Source organism: Cyclobacteriaceae bacterium (assembly GCA_025808415.1).
GTDB lineage: Bacteria > Bacteroidota > Bacteroidia > Cytophagales > Cyclobacteriaceae > UBA2336.
Window position 1 is genome coordinate 1,111,417 of the sequence record CP075525.1, and the last position, 15,707, is coordinate 1,127,123.

Consider the following 15,707-nt stretch of genomic DNA (forward strand, 5'->3'; position numbering starts at 1 on the left):
AATTCGTTGAGGTCTTAGTTACTTTCAATTCCCATAAGTTTAGTGATGCCCGATACCGTTATATGTTGTTCTGTTATGGCTGATAGTTGCTGTTGTTCATAGCTTAATAAAGATTGACGCTGACGAAGAATTTCTTCCATTCCACCACCACCTGTACTATAGGTTGTAGTCATTAGTCGGATGGCTTGTTGTGTAATCTCTCTTTGATCGTGTAAGAGCTTAAGCCGCCTGGTGCTGCTTTCGTAATCAAATAATAAACGCTCCAGTTCACTGAGTAAGTCAAGCTTTGCGGCTTCCTTATTTTGTGTAGCGGATTGTTGCAGGTATTCCGCCTCCTTGCGTAAGGAGGTATACTTTTTTCTATAGATGGGCAAAGTCATGGTAACCATGGGCATGAACATGTTTTCTCCGCCCATATTTTCATTCAGCATTTCATCAAATCGTGGGCGGAAAATCATATAGGTTAATCCAACGCCAATCATAGGCCTACCCATTAACTTAGCCATGCGCTGTTGTTCTTCCCGTGCTTTCTCATCCCATTGATACATTTTCACCATAGGATGATTTTGAATAACCGAATCCTGGATGATGGAAAGCGTAGCCGGTAAGGATACAGAAGACAGGGTGTCGGCAAGTATTATCTTTTCGCTCGAAGCACGGTTCAACAGGTTATTGAATTTTACTTCCAGCGGCTTGCGCGAAGCGTTAAGTATTTCGATTCGTGAATCCAGTTCCTTCATTTGGAGTTGAATAAGCAGTACATCGACCATTGATCCTGTTGTTCCGCCCGACATTCCACCGCTCCCCTGTCCCGATGGCATGCCCGATGGTGAGGGGGTTGCTGTGTTTCCACCCATTCCCGCCATACCACCTCCTGATGATGGAACGGAAGGTGTAGTGCCACTTTGCGTATTCATCGGAGCGGTTCCGCTTGTTCCTGTTTTAAATCGGGTAAGCGCCAGTTGCTCATAAGTTTTTAGTATTTCTTTTTCTTTTTCCAGCAGTTTCAGTTCTTCATCAACCTGATACAATTGGTACCACACGGTGCGCACATCATGAAATAAATTAATTTTCGATTCCTGAAAGGCGGAAAATTTCATTTGAGCCATATACGTGGCTTCATTTTTTGCTGCATCCAGCGAACCAATCCATGGAAACATCTGCATGGCAGAAATTTCTGAAAGTTGCTGGCCCATCCAACGCTCCATGTACAAGCCATCTTTACCAACGAACATACTAAACGTAAGTTGAGGATCGGGTAAAGTACCTGCCTGCGGTACTTTTTCCAATGCGGAATAGTATTCGTTGTACCGGACTTTCAATGATGGATTATTTTGTGCAGCTACGGTTAGGTAATCGTCAATTGTTTGAGCTTTGGCAATTTGACATAATAACATCAATGCCAATAAACTAATGATATTGATCGATATAGGTGGATATTGATCGATATAGGTGGATAGTTTATTCATCTTCCTTATTGTTTTTGGATTCATAGATGGATCGAATGAAGTTGTTAAGCTTAATGGATAGTTTATCGGCTAAGAATTTCATTTCATCAAATTCTGGTTGACTGATTTTGTTTCTCTCTACTAACAATTCAAGCCAATGATTGATGGCTTCGAGCATGGAACCTCGGGCGTTGTACAGGAAACGGACTCTGTCAAGATAATGGAAGCGACCGTATCCTTCTGCGATGTTTGCTCCTATGGAATCGATGGAGGATATGAACTGATCACCGATGATCTTTTTCTCCTGCCAACTCATCTTGTCATAGATCACCCAGGCCTTTTTGGCTAATTCCCTTGCGAGCTGATAGACTTCAAGGTTCTGGAGTGGGATGTATTCTTTCTTTTTCATATCGGGTCATTTTGATGCTTGTTGATATGAATTGATACGCATCGATATTTGTTGTGAATCGAGGCAATAAGTATCAACAAGTATCTATCAATATCCATTAGTATCATAGTTTCCGTTCTTCCTTCCATGAATACAGTACCGGTACAATAAACAGCGTAATCAACGCCACGACCATGCCGCCAAAGGAAGGAATGGCCATGGGTATCATGATGTCGGAGCCTCTTCCGGATGAAGTTAATACTGGAAGTAAAGCGAGTAACGTTGTCGCAGTAGTCATTAAGCATGGACGCACCCTTCGCATTCCGGCTTCGAGTACTGCTTTACGCACTTCAGTAACAGATTCTGGTTTGTGTTTCTGTAAGCTCTGGGTCAGGTAAGTGCCGATCACCACACCATCATCAGTAGCGATACCAAACAGCGCAATGAATCCAACCCACACGGCAACACTCAGGTTAAAGGCACGCATTTGAAACAACTCACGAAAGTTGGTTCCGAAAAGACTGAAGTCCATAAACCAGTCCTGACCATATAACCATAGCATCATAAAACCACCTGCAAAGGCCATAGCAATGGCGGAGAAGATAAATAGTGATGTTGCTACCGAGCGGAACTGAAAATACAATATCAAAAAGATGACTATCAGCGAAAGAGGGATTACGATGGCCAATCGTTTTTCAGCACGCAACTGATTTTCGTAACTACCGGAGAATTTATAGCTCACACCAGCAGGCACTAGCAGTTCACCATCAGTAATTTTTTTGTTCAGGTAACGCTGGGCTTCTTCCACAACAGATACTTCGGCATATCCTTCTTTTTTATCCAGGAGTACATATCCGACAAGGAAGGAATCTTCTCCACGGATCATCATCGGTCCGGGACGGTAATTAATAGTAGCCAGTTCACTTAGTGGCACCTGCGCACCTGTAGGGGTTGCAATAAATACTTTGTTAATCGACTCCGGATCACTTCTCCATTCACGCGCATAACGTGCACGGATGGAATACCGCTCACGGCCTTCCACGGTGGTGGTCATGCTCATACCGCCTAGCGCTACTTCAATGTACTCCTGCACGTCACTTACATTCAATCCGTAGCGCGCCATCGCTTTTCTGTTGAGGTCAATTTCCATGTAAGGTTTACCGAGGGAACGATCGGCATACACGGCTTCCGGCTTGATGGAAGGGACTTCCTTTAAATGTTTCTCCAGTTCGAGGCTGAACGATTCTATTGTTTTTAAATCAGGTCCGTATACTTTTAGTCCCATCGGTGCGCGCATACCAGTTTGGAGCATCACCAATCGTGTTTCTATAGGCTGGAGTTTTGGTGCAGAGGTAACACCGGGTATGTTGGCGGCCTTTACGATTTCATCCCAGATGTCGTTGGGAGATTTAATTTCATCACGCCACTGACGATAATATTCTCCGTTCTTATCTTTTATTAGATACTTGTGGATATTTTTTGATATGGATGGATATTGGTGTATACTCGTTGATATTTCGATATTGTTGGCATCATATATTTTTCCACTCACCCGATCATAATATCCATCAATATCCAAATATCCACCAATATCAATCTTATACCTTCCCTGTGAATCTGTTTTAAACCGAAGTTTTCGTCCATTCTCATCCGTGATGTATTCCGACTTGTAAAGAATCACATTCTCATACATCGACATGGGTGCGGGATCCAACGCTGTTTCAGCGCGACCGGCTTTCCCGACCACCATTTCTACTTCGGGTATGGCGGTTACCAGCATGTCCAGTTGTTGTACTACTTGTTTGTTGGCTTCTACACCGGCATGGGGCATGGAGGTGGGCATCAGTAAGAATGCTCCTTCATCCAACGAGGGCATGAACTCTTTGCCCATACCGGGGAAGGTATGCGTTAATGAACTCCATAACGAAGTGGTACGAATATTCCAGCCGATGACATCAACACCTTTTTCAACAAAACCAAACACCTTGTTGAATCCCAGCATGATGTTTAAGCCGAGGAGGATGATGAAAACCGGGATCAGCAAGAACTTCACTTTGTTTTCCAAACACCAGGTGAGTATCCGAGGATAGAACCGGATGAAGATGGAGAATCCACCCAGTACCAATCCGATGATGATGAGGATAAACAGGAAGTTCAGGATAATGCTGTTGTGTACACCCAGCGGCAGCCAGGTGGTAGCCAGCAGCCATGATACCGCTACTACCGAAATACCCACGGTAGCCAATTCATGGAAGCGAGAATATTTCTCCGGATAAAAATGATTGAGGAGATTGTTTGCCGCAAACAAGAGCAAAGCAACACCTGCCCATGGCAAGTAGACTATCGTGATAAATAATCCCGTTAAAGCGAGTAAGATGTTCCCGACAAGTTTGAATCTTCCTTTACCGACCTTCATGCCGAACACCCAGTGGGTGAAGGTTGGCATGATGACAAGTGTGAAGATCAAAGCAGCCACCAAAGCAAATGTTTTGGTATAAGCCAACGGTCCGAACAATTTTCCTTCGGCAGCCTGCAACGTAAATACTGGCAGGAAACTTACAATGGTGGTGGATACGGCCGTGATGATGGCGGATGAAACTTCCGATACGGCATTATAGATTGTAGTGATTAATGGTTGTTCCTTCGGAGCTTCTTCAAGATGTCTCAGCACATTTTCATTGAGAATGATGCCGAGATCGACCATGGTTCCGATGGCAATAGCAATTCCTGAGAGCGCAACAATGTTGGCATCCACATGAAAATATTTCATAAGGATGAAGCACATCAGCACCGCCAATGGTAACAACGCTGAAATCAAAAATGAAGCACGCAGGTTATACACCATCACGATAATGACAATAATGGTGATCAGGATCTGCAGCGTGATGGCATCGTTCAGTGTCCCTAGTGTTTCATAGATGAGTTGTGTGCGATCGTAGAACGGAACGATGGTTACTTTAGAAGTCCTTCCATCGTCTAATTTTTTAGAAGGTAATCCCGGGGCTATTTCCTTGATCTTGTCTTTTACATGATTGATAACAGCCAATGGGTTATCACCATAGCGGGCAATGACTACACCACCAACAGCTTCCGCTCCACTCTTATCTAAAATGCCTAACATGGAACGATCAGCAGGACCAAGGGCAACGCGAGCGATGTCTTTAATACGAACAGGCACATTCTGATTTACCCGCACCACTGCTTCTTCTATGTCTTCAATCTTTTTTACATAACCGAGTCCGCGAATCAGATACTCCACCCGATTTATTTCTACTGTGTTAGCGCCAACATCGCGGTTGCTGTTACGCAACGCTTGCATCACTTCCATCATGGAAATGTTGTACGTCTTCATCGCCACTGGATCAAGATCGACCTGGTACTCTTTGATATGTCCGCCAACACTGGCTACTTCAGCAACTCCTTCTGCACCGGTGAGCGCATAACGCACATAAAAATCCTGGATGGTGCGCAGTTCATGCAGGTCCCATCCGCCCGCTGGATTTCCATTTTCATCACGACCTTCGAGCGTGTACCAATACACTTGTCCGAGTGCGGTGGCATCGGGGCCGAGTTTGGGTTGAACATCTTCAGGCAACAAGCCGGACGGCAGGGCGCTTAATTTTTCAAGAATTCTTGAGCGACTCCAGTAGTACTCCACATCATCATCGAAAATGATGTAGATAGAAGAGAAGCCGAACATAGACGTGCTGCGGATGGCCTTCACACCTGGCATACCCAGCAACGATGTGGTCAGCGGATAAGTGATTTGATCTTCCACATCCTGAGGAGATCGCCCCATCCATTCCGTGAAAACGATTTGTTGGTTTTCACCAATGTCGGGGATGGCATCTACAGGTACCGGATCTTGCGGCAGAAAACCAATTTTCCAGTTGAATGGAGCAGTAACCAGGCCCCAGCCTACAATGGCCAGGAGCACTAGCACGGTTACCAGTTTTTGTTCTAAAAAGAATTTTATTATACGGTTGATCATAGTTCTGTTCTAAAGACTTCTTGAAAAGAAAAAAAGAAGACATACCAATCTCACCAATGAGATGGCTGAACAGAATCAGATCAAAAAAGACTGAATGGAGATGATGATATCGTGCCCGGTGGGGGCAGGGGGGTGATCCGTAAAATACGATGTTGTAGAAACGGAAACAGTAGGGATAATCTCAGCCACCACCAATGTGTTATGAACAACATCTGTGGATGAAAGTACAGGAAGTAAGATGTTTACGGTTGCGCCATTAATATCCTGCGATTCGTGAATAAGCTGTTCATCAGCACAACATCCTTCCATTACTTTGCGGTGACAAGGCGGCAACTGTTGATGCCCGCAACCATCGGCTTTGTTAAGAAAAGCAACTGCTTTAACTGTGCCACCACAATAGTGCACGCCCACATAAAAACTGCTGGAGGCCATCAGCACAAGTGCGGCCAGCAGGAGGGAGGATATGGTACGGAGCAGTTTCATTAATAAGCAAATGTACGGATTTCAAGTGGTTTTGGATTTATAAAGTTATTTCAAGCCCTTACAGAATTCATGGAAACCTTCGAAACTAAAACAGAATCGACTGGTTTTTGTTAATTTTCATTGCTAACCACATTTCTTGAAAGCGGGAATTTCGTGAGGCCAATGAATCATTTCTTCATAAACTGCTCTTCAATAACACCCAACATGGCCATGGTGGTTGGGAAACCTACTGTAGGTAAAAGCAATAGGGCCACATGTTCCATTTCTTCCCGGTTCAAACCGGCTGCAGTTCCTTTTCGAATGTGCGATTTTAATGCACTGTTTAATCGGTGACTACCTGAAACCGCTAGTTTGATCAATGCCCGTTCACGCTCTGTTAAAGGCCCCTGATCATGTACTGCATCGCCCAGTTGCTCATAGGCTTTTGCTACCTGCGGATATTTCTTTTCGAAATCGGTATAGAACTTAGGCGGCTTGGGTAATTTCTTAGTGGATTTTTTCATACTGAAATTTTTTCCTGATAACGAAGTGTTCCTGTTTCAATGCCAATGGCCACTTTGGCAAGCAGCGAAAAGATGAACGCACCCATAGCCCAGATGCCACCGGTTACACCAACCTCGATCCAACTCGGAGAATATTCTACAATGTTGCCCCAGGCTTCCGGAATAAATCCGGGGATGATCAATCCCATGCCCTTCTCAATCCAGATACCGGTGAATAACATGACACAAGCCATGTACAACCACACTCTATTGTTTCTTAGTTTATGCAAACTGAGAATGGCCGTGGCGGTAAAACTTAAACCTATGGCTGTCCAGATGTAAGGTACCAGTGCATTTTTTCCATGCAATCCAAAAAACAAATACATGGCGCTGCTGCCGTGGTGGGTGGGCCAGTAAAATTCCTTGAATATCTCAGAGCCCAGCATAATGATGTTTATTTGAGCAGCCACGGTAATGACCAAGGCAAGTTTTCTGAAGGTGTTGTCATCAATCTTGTAGCTTGTGAAGCGATTGATTACGGCAAGCGCAATGACGATGAGTGCCGGCCCTGCCGCGAAAGCCGATGCTAAAAATCGCGGACCTAAAAGTGCATTGTTCCAATGCGGACGGGCCGGTAAACCTGCATACAGAAAGGCTGTAACCAGGTGAATGCCTACTGCCCAGAAAACAGAAATCAAAACACCGGGTAAGTAAAAATTTTTGTTAGGTTCTTTGCCCTGGTAGCGGCACATTAAAATATACAGGGGCACGGTAATGTTAATGAAGAGATAACCATTCAACACAATCACATCCCACGCCAGCATGGAGTTGGGCCAGTTAAATACGCCTATGCCGGGTATCAGATGCCAGGCGCGGATGGGCCCGCCTAAATCAACGGTAACAAAAGCCAGGCACATGATGAGTGCTGCTACGGCCATGCCTTCACCAATGAGCACCGCTTTTGAAAAATCCATTTCCTTCAATACATAGGTTGGTAACACCAACATCACCGCGGCTGCTGCAACACCCACCAGGAAAGTAAAGTTGGAGATGTATAAACCCCAACTCACGTGATTGTGCATGCCTGTCACGATTAATCCATCACGCAACTGAATGTAAAAGCAAAATGCACCCAGCAACATAAAGAAGGTGAGAAAGCCCATCCACACGTGGTATAATGAATTACCGTGCAGAGCGGTTTTGATTCCGTTAGTTACCAGTGACCTGAATATTTTTAGCTGCTTCATGTGTTGCGGTTAATCCATGAAATACCAGAACTTAGGCTCGGTGCCCAGGTCTTCTTTTAACCTGAAAACTTTTTTATTGGCCAGCACCCACCGGATTTCACTGTTAGGGTCGAGCAGGTTGCCAAAAATGCGCGCACCTGTGGGACATGCTTCCACGCAAGCCGGGCTCTTGCCATTGCGTGAGCGTTGTATACAGAAAGTACACTTCTCCATCACGCCTTTTTTTCGAAGCCGGTTGCCCAGGTAGTGCTGGTTGTTGTTAACTTCTTCTGCCGGCACTTCGGGTGTTGCCCAGTTAAACCTGCGTCCATCATACGGACAGGCCGCCATGCAATACCGGCAACCGATGCACCAGTCGTAATCAACTACCACAATACCATCTTTCTCTTTCCAGGTTGCTTTTACCGGGCATACTTCCACGCAAGGCGGGTTCTCACAGTGAAAACATTGTGTGCCAATATAAAAATGACCGGCAGCAGGAACTTCATGATAGAAGTTATCATCGGCTAACTCAAAATCCATCGAACCATTTTTGTGTTCGTGTATGCGGATGTACTGCATTTGTGAGTTTCGGTCCTGGTTGTTTTCTTGCACGCAGGCATTCACGCAATCCATGTATCCCTGGCACTTGGAAATATTGAAGGCATAACCATAGAGCACATCCTTCATCGGGCCTTGTGCCGATACGTTTATTTTTCTTCCGTTGTTTAATTCGTATAATCTTTCAAGTCGCTTCACGGTCGATTCCTTCTCTTCGTCCGTCATTAACTGGTAGTTGCCTTTAAAAAACTCCTCCCAATTCAGTTGCGCTTTTTCCTTTTTTGTTTCACCGGCCGTAACGCTGCACGATGTTGATGCGAAACCTACGCCTGTGAGCAGACCTAAAGTAAGTTTCTTCAGTGCATCTCTCCTGTCAGTGGGTTTGCTCATGACTTGCTCAAAGCCATCTTCTTTTTTCTTGCCGCAGGAGCAATTGCCTGATTGGCATCCGGTGCTTTTGTTCTCTGGTAATGGTACAGGTTCCATAACTATCATTCAGTTAGTGAAGATGTATTTAAACGCGAAGGCCAACGACTTTCAAATGCAGGTTTATGAGGATTGTGGCAGCTAACACACGTGTTCATGATGCGCGGTGGCATCCATCCGCCCAAACGCTTGCCATGACTGCCACCTACCCAATCGGTATATTGTGTGGAATGGCATTGCCGGCATTGTTTATAGCTTTCATCAAACAAAATGGCATTACCTGTCAGTGAAACCAGTTCGTTCATGTTTTTCTCATCATGACAGGTCTGGCAGTTCATTACTTCTGCACTGCCGTGGATGATGGATATGTCCCAGTGCGATTTTTTCTCATCGGCTTTTCTGCCGGCACTTAGTTTGGCCAAGGGTTGTGTATGGCAATTGCTGCAGGGATAGGAGCGAATCATGGAAGTTCGTTCGGGAAGAAGCACAGCAACCGTATCATGAATCTGTGCCAGCACCAGCCTTACCTGCTGCATGGCATCGAGCGATGATTTTTCGTATTCAATGCTGTCGGTGTAGGCGCGCAAGCGATTGGCTAATGGGCCGTGGGCTTTGTCATAATGCTCATCCTGCTGATGGGATGAAGAGCAACTGTAATACACAATCATTACAACTGCTGCACAGACAATGAGCCATATGGTTTTGTATTTAATCATTGTCCGGTCTTTCCCATTCAATGGGTGTTAAAGGTTTCAATGCATGACACGACCTGCAATTTACCCGCTCGGGGTGCGTAACGCGAATGGCTTTTGGAGCGGCCGGACCGGCATGACAGGCCAGGCAATTTTCCCTGAGTTGCAAGGTATGTGGTATAACCGGTGGACTGCCTTCCATCGCACGGTTGCCGATAGCAGGAGCTTTCAGTCCTTCAAACGCAGTTGCTTTGAACAGTGCATTGGTGTTGACCGGAACATGGCATTGCTTGCAGTTGATTAATTCAGGATGAGGCGTTACCGGTGCAAATGCTTTGAACTGTTCAACATATCCACCATTCTGGTGGCATTGCAAACAAGCCTTTCCACCAAAGGCACTTTCATTCAGAATGGCATGAGGAATGACAGGCGGTGCGCCTGAGAAAGCCCTTCGCTTATAGTATCCTTCCATTGAGCGATTATGATTTTCATCATCAGGCATGTTCTGATAAGCCAATGCAAACTCGGCACGTTCAAACACACCTGATTCAAAGGGAAGGGGTTCAACATACGGAAACAACTCCTCCTCCACATGGGCTTCCTCCTGTTCCACCAACATGCTGAAGTTAAGCACAACGATCGCTGAAGCCATCAGCAGCACGATGTAAAAAATGAGTATATGTTGTTTCGGCTTGATGGTCATACCTCAGGCTTTCATCACTTTTACAGCACACTTTTTATATTCGGGCTCGCGCGAAATCGGACAAAACGCATCGATGGTAAGTTCATTGATCAGTAAGCCTTCATCGAAGAAGGGAACAAATACCTGTCCACGTGGAGGCTGGCCACGCTCATTCACCGATGCAGGTAACACCAACTCGCCCCTGCGCGAAACCAGTTTCACTTTATCGCCTGTGCGAATATTCATATTAGTTGCATCCTGCACATTCAGCTCCACATAAGCATGTGGTACCGCCTGATGTAACACAGGAATCCTCCTCGTCATGGAGCCGGTATGCCAGTGCTCAACCACCCTGCCGGTGCAAAGCCAGTATGGATATTCCTTATCAGGAACTTCCGGGGCAGGTTCAAAAGGCCTTGCCCATATCCAGGCTTTGCCATCGGGCTTGCCATAGAAATCATATGAATCTCCTTTTGCTGCGGGATCGTATTTGGCGTGGTAGCGCCACTTGGTTTCTTTTCCATTAACGTATGGCCATTGAATGCCCGGCTTTGCTTTTAGTTCTTCATAACTCGCCATCGAGTGATCGGGCCCATAATGGAATCGTGAATATTCTTTCCAAATCTCTTCGATGTGATTTTCTTTTGTCCAGGGAAAAAGATTTCCATAGCCCATTCGTTTGGCCACTTCTATAATCTGCCAGGTGTCGCTCACACACTCGCCTTGCGGCTCAATCATTTTTTCAAAATGTTGCGTGCGTCTTTCGGAGTTGCCGAACATACCTTCGCGCTCAATCCACATGGCCGAAGGCAATATCACATCCGCTACATCAGTAGTGGGTGTGGGATAAACATCCGACACAACAATAAACCGGTCTTCTTTCAATGCCCCATTGCGATAGCGTTTCAGGTTGGGCATGGAAACCATCGGGTTGGTTACCTGTATCCACATGAACTTGATTTCGCCCCGGTCTAAGGCGCGGAACATTTCAACGGTGTGGAAGGTGGGCTTTGCCGGAATTTTTTCAACAGGCACCTTCCAGATTTCTGCGGCAAACTTGCGGTCTTTTTCATTGGTTACTGTTCCGTGAGGAAGCAAATGAGTCAAAGTTCCTACTTCACGTACTGTACCACAAGCACTCGGCTGACCAGTCAATGAAAAGGGTGAGTTGCCTGGAGTGGAAATTTTTCCGGTAAGCAGGTGGATGTTGTAAATCTGATTATTAATCCAGGTGCCCCGTGTATGCTGGTTGGGGCCCATGCACCAGAGCGACATCACTTTCTTGTTCGGGTCGGCATAAAGCTGCGCCAGGTATTTGATGTCTTTCACGGATACTCCGCATTGAGTAGTTGCTTTTGCAGGAGCATAATCGTTTAGAAAATTTTTGAAGTCATTGAAACTGATATCACCAGGCTCATCGGTGAACTGGAAATTATCTTCAAGACCATACCCGATATTGGTTTTCCCTTTCTTGAATACACAGTGCTTTTCAATAAAACTACGGTTCACCCATCCATTATTGATAATTTCATAACAGATGGCATTGGCTAAAGCCAGGTCGCCTTGCGGTTCAAAGAGTATGGCTTTATCGGCTGCAAGGCTGGTGCGCGTAGTGCGCGTACCCAAATCGATGATGATGCTTTTTCTTTTCAGGCGCTGGTCTAACAAGCGCGAGAAAAGCACGGGGTGCATCTCGGCCATGTTGTTGCCCCACAACACAAATACATCGGCATGGTCAATATCTTCATAACAGCCCATGGGCTCATCCATGCCGAACGAGGTCATAAATCCGGTTACCGCGCTGGCCATGCACAAGCGTGCATTAGCCTCAAGGTTATTCGTGCCGATTCCACCCTTCATAAACTTGCTGGCCACATAGCCATCGGGTATGGTCCACTGACCCGAGCCATACATCGACACAGCATCCTTACCATGTTTCTCAATGGTCTCCTTCATTTTGCTGGCCACCAAATCCAGGGCTTCAGTCATGGTTACTTCCACCCATTTGCCGTTGCGCTTAACTAATGGTTTTCTCAACCTGTCTTTTCCGTACAAGGCCATCACAGAGTGATAGCCCTTCACACAACACAGCCCTTTGTTTACCGGGCTATCAGGGTCGCCTTTTACAGCCACTGCTTTTCCATTTTGCAGTCCGATGAGCAAGCCGCAACCTACCCCGCAAAAACGGCAGGGCGATTTTTTCCAATTAAGTTTATCGTTGCCGGAAAGCTTATCTACTCCGGCAAAGGTTACTTCCGGCAGCATGGCTGTGGCCGCGCTGATGGCCGATGTGGCTGCCAGTTGCTTTAGAAAATTTCTGCGCGAGTGGTCTTTAACGGTGTAAGCTTTCCTTTCCATAGTTCAGGTGCTAAAACCAGAGATTAAACTGATGTGTTGAATCGAAGTATCGCCCTTAAGGGCCTCTAAAAACTGCTCGTCTTCTTTTTCCGAATCCGAATCAGTTACCAGCACAATTACCTCCCGGTTATCCGCAGGCAACACTTCACAATGATTGAAAGACTGAAGCTTTTCAATCACTTGGGCCACTGCTCCAGCAATGGGGAATACCAGGTAACTTTTTACAGGCATATGGTTTCAAAGTAAAGTACAGTCAATTACGAATAGTATGACTTAAGTCATTTGTGCTAATAAATTTTCGATTTTGTTTTGGGTTATGCAATACTGAACTTATGAAATCTCCCCTATTTAGAACCATTCTTTTTGGTTCTGCTTTATCCCTCTGTACTCAGCCTTTATCTGCCCAGGTTAATGTCAGTGTCAACGGTCAGTACATGAACCGGGCCGAGTACCGGCATGGATTTTCTACGCTTGCGGCACCCGAACAAGATGCAGCATTTTTTATTAGTCAGCGGGCAAGGGTAATGACCAGCCTGAAGTTTCAGGATGCGGAAATGTATGTAAGCATACAAGACATCCGCACCTGGGGCAGCACGGCCAATGCGGCCATTGACAATGCAGGTTTGCTCTCGGTACATGAGGCGTGGGTGGCCCTTCCGATCAATAAAAAGTTTGCGTTGAAAATGGGTAGGCAGGAAATTGCCTATGATGAAGACCGCATTTTTGGAAGTCTTGACTGGCTGATGCAGGCCCGCAGGCACGATGCAGCTATTATCAAATTTTATGATTCAGCCAGCAACACACAAATACATGCCGGGCTTGCCTTTAATCAAAATCAGGAGCAACTGGCAGGAACGGTTTATACGGTACCCAATAACTATAAAACCTTTCAGTACATTTATTTTAATCGACCCTTCGGAAAGATCAAATCATCATTCCTTTTTTTGAATAATGGTATCCAAATTCAAAAACCCAACACCGTGCCGGTGGAATACACCACTGTATTTACACAAACCTTCGGCCCGCGGTTGGTGTATAAGGAAAGCAGCAACAAGTTATCCGGTAATGTGGCTTTTTATTATCAAACAGGTACCAACAATCTGAATCAATCCCTATCGGGATATGATTTGATGGCCGAGCTGACGTATGATTTGAGTAAGAAGTTTGCGTTGACAGCAGGTTTGGAAGTAATATCAGGAACAGATCAAATCAACGCGCCATCGGGAGAAAGTAAATCCTTTACCCCTTTTTATGGGACTAATCATCGCTTTAATGGCTATATGGATTATTTCTATGTGGGTAATCATGGAAATTCTGTTGGGCTCAATGATTATTATTTGAAGGGTTTAATGAAAGGCTCTAAAACCTTGCTCGGTGCTGCCGTACATTTTTTCTCTTCCAATGCAGTGGTTGAAAATGATGATTCTCCCGGAACTTCCGGTAGTTCACGGTTGGGTACCGAACTCGACCTGACCATTGTTCACAAATTAAAACCGGGCATTAGTTTTCAGGGTGGTTATTCTCAGATGTTTGCCACGCAATCCATGGCCTATTTGAAAAATGTAGCGGATGGTCATAATCAAACCAATAACTGGGCGTATGTCATGCTCATACTCAGGCCGGGTGTAGAGTGGCCAAGGACAGGGTTGAAGTTGTGATGAATTCCTATTAAATCTTCTCTCCATTGTAGCCTGCTTTTAGTAGTGCTTCCCTGATTTGTTCTTCTGAAGCATCTGTTTCTACTGTAAGTGTGCGCTCAGGACTGGTCAGGTCAACTTTCCATTGGCCTTCACCAGCAGTTTCATTAAGAAAGGGGGTTACGGTAGCCACGCAAACTGAGCATTTTATGTTGGTTTTGAATTTTTTTTTTTTCATAAATTGATTTCGTTTAACAAATAAACGAAATCCGGACTGCACCGGATTTACACAATTCACAGACTCTTTTACAGTTAATCTGTATTCATTGCTGAATGGATATTTCGCCTGGCTTGTTCAATGTGCCTTCTGTTGTGCGTCAATACAAACTGTATAGCATCACCAACATTTATCTTTACAAAAGGTGAAATGGATGTTGAGACACTGGCCTTCATTAAGTTTTTTTGATTGGCTTGCAGAATAATTTTCTGTAATTCTTCCAGATGCTGAATAAACATGGAAACCACTGCGTATGGATTGTTAATGATGGTAGGCCGATGCTTTCTCATGGCTTTATATTTCTTTTTGGTTTGCTGATGGTCCATAGCTTTAATGAAGTAGCTACCCAGAAAGCTGTGTTTGAAAGTAGTTTGGCCCTTCAGGGGAGGCATTTTTTCTAACGATTTTCTCAGTCTTGGTAAATAGAAATCAGCATATGAATTGAGATGATCGAAACACTCGGCTATACCCCATCCACCATTATTATTCGAAATAAGTTGGTCTTCCGGAAGATTCTGGAATACCGAGATTACTTCTTTGAGTTGTTCTTCTACTTGCTGTTCTGCCCGGTTAAGAAATTCTGAATGCGATATTGACTCCACCATTAGATGTCTTTAATTTTTTTTCGGAATGCAAGTAACCCAATGCCTACAAGGCACATAAAACTTTCAATTACCAGCCAGTTTGTTCCAAACTCGCCAAGGGCGCCATCCATAAACCAGGTCATGATCCGCGATAGCCCGTACGATCCCCAAAATACTGATAAAAATCTCAACCCCTTTACGGTTTCAGAAAAGGCCAGGTAGATAAGCAACAATACCAGGGTTATACCTACGCCTCCATAAACACCACGGATGGAGCTGATGGCATCGGTGTTGGGAAGTTTTACACCCACTAAATCCATAACCGATTGCGGATTGATAATGGCCAAAATGGCCACGTACGCTAAACTTAATGCGGAGAAAAGGATGAAACCTTTACTGGCCATGAGGTAAATTACTTTTGCTGTCATAGTTGTTTTGTTTGATGCAACAAAAGTGGAGGATGGCATAAAAC

15 protein-coding genes are annotated in these 15,707 nt (G+C 45.1%); 1 reads left to right on the top strand and 14 read right to left on the bottom strand.

Annotated elements, in window-relative coordinates; genetic code table 11:
* Positions 1-14: 14 nt before the first annotated feature.
* The 11 genes from KIT51_05145 to KIT51_05195 all read right to left on the bottom strand — a co-directional run bounded on the left by KIT51_05145 (position 15) and on the right by KIT51_05195 (position 12,968).
* Positions 15-1,430, bottom strand: coding sequence for a TolC family protein (locus KIT51_05145; protein UYN88501.1), 1,416 nt, complete (start codon positions 1,428-1,430; stop codon positions 15-17).
* 31 nt (positions 1,431-1,461) lie between these two features.
* Entirely contained in the window at positions 1,462-1,857 is a 396-nt protein-coding gene (locus KIT51_05150; GenBank protein UYN87648.1) for a four helix bundle protein, read from the bottom strand.
* A gap of 103 nt (positions 1,858-1,960) precedes the next feature.
* Entirely contained in the window at positions 1,961-5,827 is a 3,867-nt protein-coding gene (locus tag KIT51_05155) for an efflux RND transporter permease subunit (protein UYN87649.1), read from the bottom strand.
* A gap of 75 nt (positions 5,828-5,902) precedes the next feature.
* The gene (locus tag KIT51_05160) at positions 5,903-6,310 is read right to left on the bottom strand and encodes a hypothetical protein (GenBank protein ID UYN87650.1); all 408 of its coding nucleotides are present in this window, start codon (positions 6,308-6,310) and stop codon (positions 5,903-5,905) included.
* Between the two features lie 167 nt (positions 6,311-6,477).
* The gene (locus KIT51_05165; GenBank protein UYN87651.1) at positions 6,478-6,813 is read right to left on the bottom strand and encodes a carboxymuconolactone decarboxylase family protein; all 336 of its coding nucleotides are present in this window, start codon (positions 6,811-6,813) and stop codon (positions 6,478-6,480) included.
* Positions 6,810-8,039 (bottom strand): polysulfide reductase NrfD, encoded by a 1,230-nt coding sequence (nrfD, locus tag KIT51_05170; protein UYN87652.1) that lies wholly within the window; start codon positions 8,037-8,039, stop codon positions 6,810-6,812. Before nrfD ends, KIT51_05165 begins: the two co-directional genes overlap by 4 nt.
* Positions 8,040-8,048: 9 nt before the next feature.
* Positions 8,049-9,065: a 4Fe-4S dicluster domain-containing protein gene (locus tag KIT51_05175; GenBank protein ID UYN87653.1), complete on the bottom strand. Its 1,017-nt coding sequence runs from the start codon at positions 9,063-9,065 to the stop codon at positions 8,049-8,051.
* A 5-nt stretch (positions 9,066-9,070) separates the two neighbouring features.
* Positions 9,071-9,721 carry a hypothetical protein gene (locus KIT51_05180; protein UYN87654.1) on the bottom strand — a complete coding sequence of 217 codons (651 nt, stop codon included), beginning with the start codon at positions 9,719-9,721 and terminating at the stop codon, positions 9,071-9,073.
* Positions 9,714-10,400, bottom strand: coding sequence for a hypothetical protein (locus KIT51_05185; GenBank protein UYN87655.1), 687 nt, complete (start codon positions 10,398-10,400; stop codon positions 9,714-9,716). The genes KIT51_05180 and KIT51_05185 overlap by 8 nt, the downstream gene beginning before the upstream one ends.
* Before the next feature lie 3 nt (positions 10,401-10,403).
* Positions 10,404-12,737, bottom strand: coding sequence for a molybdopterin-dependent oxidoreductase (locus tag KIT51_05190; GenBank protein UYN87656.1), 2,334 nt, complete (start codon positions 12,735-12,737; stop codon positions 10,404-10,406).
* Positions 12,738-12,740: 3 nt separating this feature from the next.
* Positions 12,741-12,968: a hypothetical protein gene (locus KIT51_05195; protein UYN87657.1), complete on the bottom strand. Its 228-nt coding sequence runs from the start codon at positions 12,966-12,968 to the stop codon at positions 12,741-12,743.
* 101 nt (positions 12,969-13,069) lie between these two features.
* Between KIT51_05195 and KIT51_05200 the strand changes: the two genes are divergently transcribed.
* Complete coding sequence (locus KIT51_05200; protein ID UYN87658.1) at positions 13,070-14,395, top strand: hypothetical protein; 1,326 nt, start codon at positions 13,070-13,072, stop codon at positions 14,393-14,395.
* Positions 14,396-14,405: 10 nt separating this feature from the next.
* Here KIT51_05200 and KIT51_05205 read toward each other — a convergent pair whose 3' ends face one another.
* From KIT51_05205 to KIT51_05215, 3 genes are all read right to left on the bottom strand, one after another.
* Entirely contained in the window at positions 14,406-14,612 is a 207-nt protein-coding gene (locus KIT51_05205; GenBank protein UYN87659.1) for a heavy-metal-associated domain-containing protein, read from the bottom strand.
* Positions 14,613-14,686: 74 nt separating this feature from the next.
* Entirely contained in the window at positions 14,687-15,256 is a 570-nt protein-coding gene (locus tag KIT51_05210; GenBank protein ID UYN87660.1) for a DinB family protein, read from the bottom strand.
* Entirely contained in the window at positions 15,256-15,663 is a 408-nt protein-coding gene (locus KIT51_05215; protein UYN87661.1) for a DUF4345 domain-containing protein, read from the bottom strand. The genes KIT51_05210 and KIT51_05215 overlap by 1 nt, the downstream gene beginning before the upstream one ends.
* Positions 15,664-15,707 lie beyond the last annotated feature (44 nt).

What these genes read in the sequence shown, in the direction of transcription:
- KIT51_05210 (UYN87660.1), bottom strand. Translation starts at nt 15,256, where the DNA reads ATGGTGGAGTCAATATCGCATTCAGAATTTCTTAACCGGGCAGAACAG.
- nrfD (UYN87652.1), bottom strand. Translation starts at nt 8,039, where the DNA reads ATGAAGCAGCTAAAAATATTCAGGTCACTGGTAACTAACGGAATCAAA.
- KIT51_05215 (UYN87661.1), bottom strand. Translation starts at nt 15,663, where the DNA reads ATGACAGCAAAAGTAATTTACCTCATGGCCAGTAAAGGTTTCATCCTT.
- KIT51_05175 (UYN87653.1), bottom strand. Translation starts at nt 9,065, where the DNA reads ATGGAACCTGTACCATTACCAGAGAACAAAAGCACCGGATGCCAATCA.
- KIT51_05160 (UYN87650.1), bottom strand. Translation starts at nt 6,310, where the DNA reads ATGAAACTGCTCCGTACCATATCCTCCCTCCTGCTGGCCGCACTTGTG.
- KIT51_05195 (UYN87657.1), bottom strand. Translation starts at nt 12,968, where the DNA reads ATGCCTGTAAAAAGTTACCTGGTATTCCCCATTGCTGGAGCAGTGGCC.
- KIT51_05155 (UYN87649.1), bottom strand. Translation starts at nt 5,827, where the DNA reads ATGATCAACCGTATAATAAAATTCTTTTTAGAACAAAAACTGGTAACC.
- KIT51_05180 (UYN87654.1), bottom strand. Translation starts at nt 9,721, where the DNA reads ATGATTAAATACAAAACCATATGGCTCATTGTCTGTGCAGCAGTTGTA.
- KIT51_05190 (UYN87656.1), bottom strand. Translation starts at nt 12,737, where the DNA reads ATGGAAAGGAAAGCTTACACCGTTAAAGACCACTCGCGCAGAAATTTT.
- KIT51_05205 (UYN87659.1), bottom strand. Translation starts at nt 14,612, where the DNA reads ATGAAAAAAAAAAAATTCAAAACCAACATAAAATGCTCAGTTTGCGTG.
- KIT51_05165 (UYN87651.1), bottom strand. Translation starts at nt 6,813, where the DNA reads ATGAAAAAATCCACTAAGAAATTACCCAAGCCGCCTAAGTTCTATACC.
- KIT51_05150 (UYN87648.1), bottom strand. Translation starts at nt 1,857, where the DNA reads ATGAAAAAGAAAGAATACATCCCACTCCAGAACCTTGAAGTCTATCAG.
- KIT51_05200 (UYN87658.1), top strand. Translation starts at nt 13,070, where the DNA reads ATGAAATCTCCCCTATTTAGAACCATTCTTTTTGGTTCTGCTTTATCC.
- KIT51_05185 (UYN87655.1), bottom strand. Translation starts at nt 10,400, where the DNA reads ATGACCATCAAGCCGAAACAACATATACTCATTTTTTACATCGTGCTG.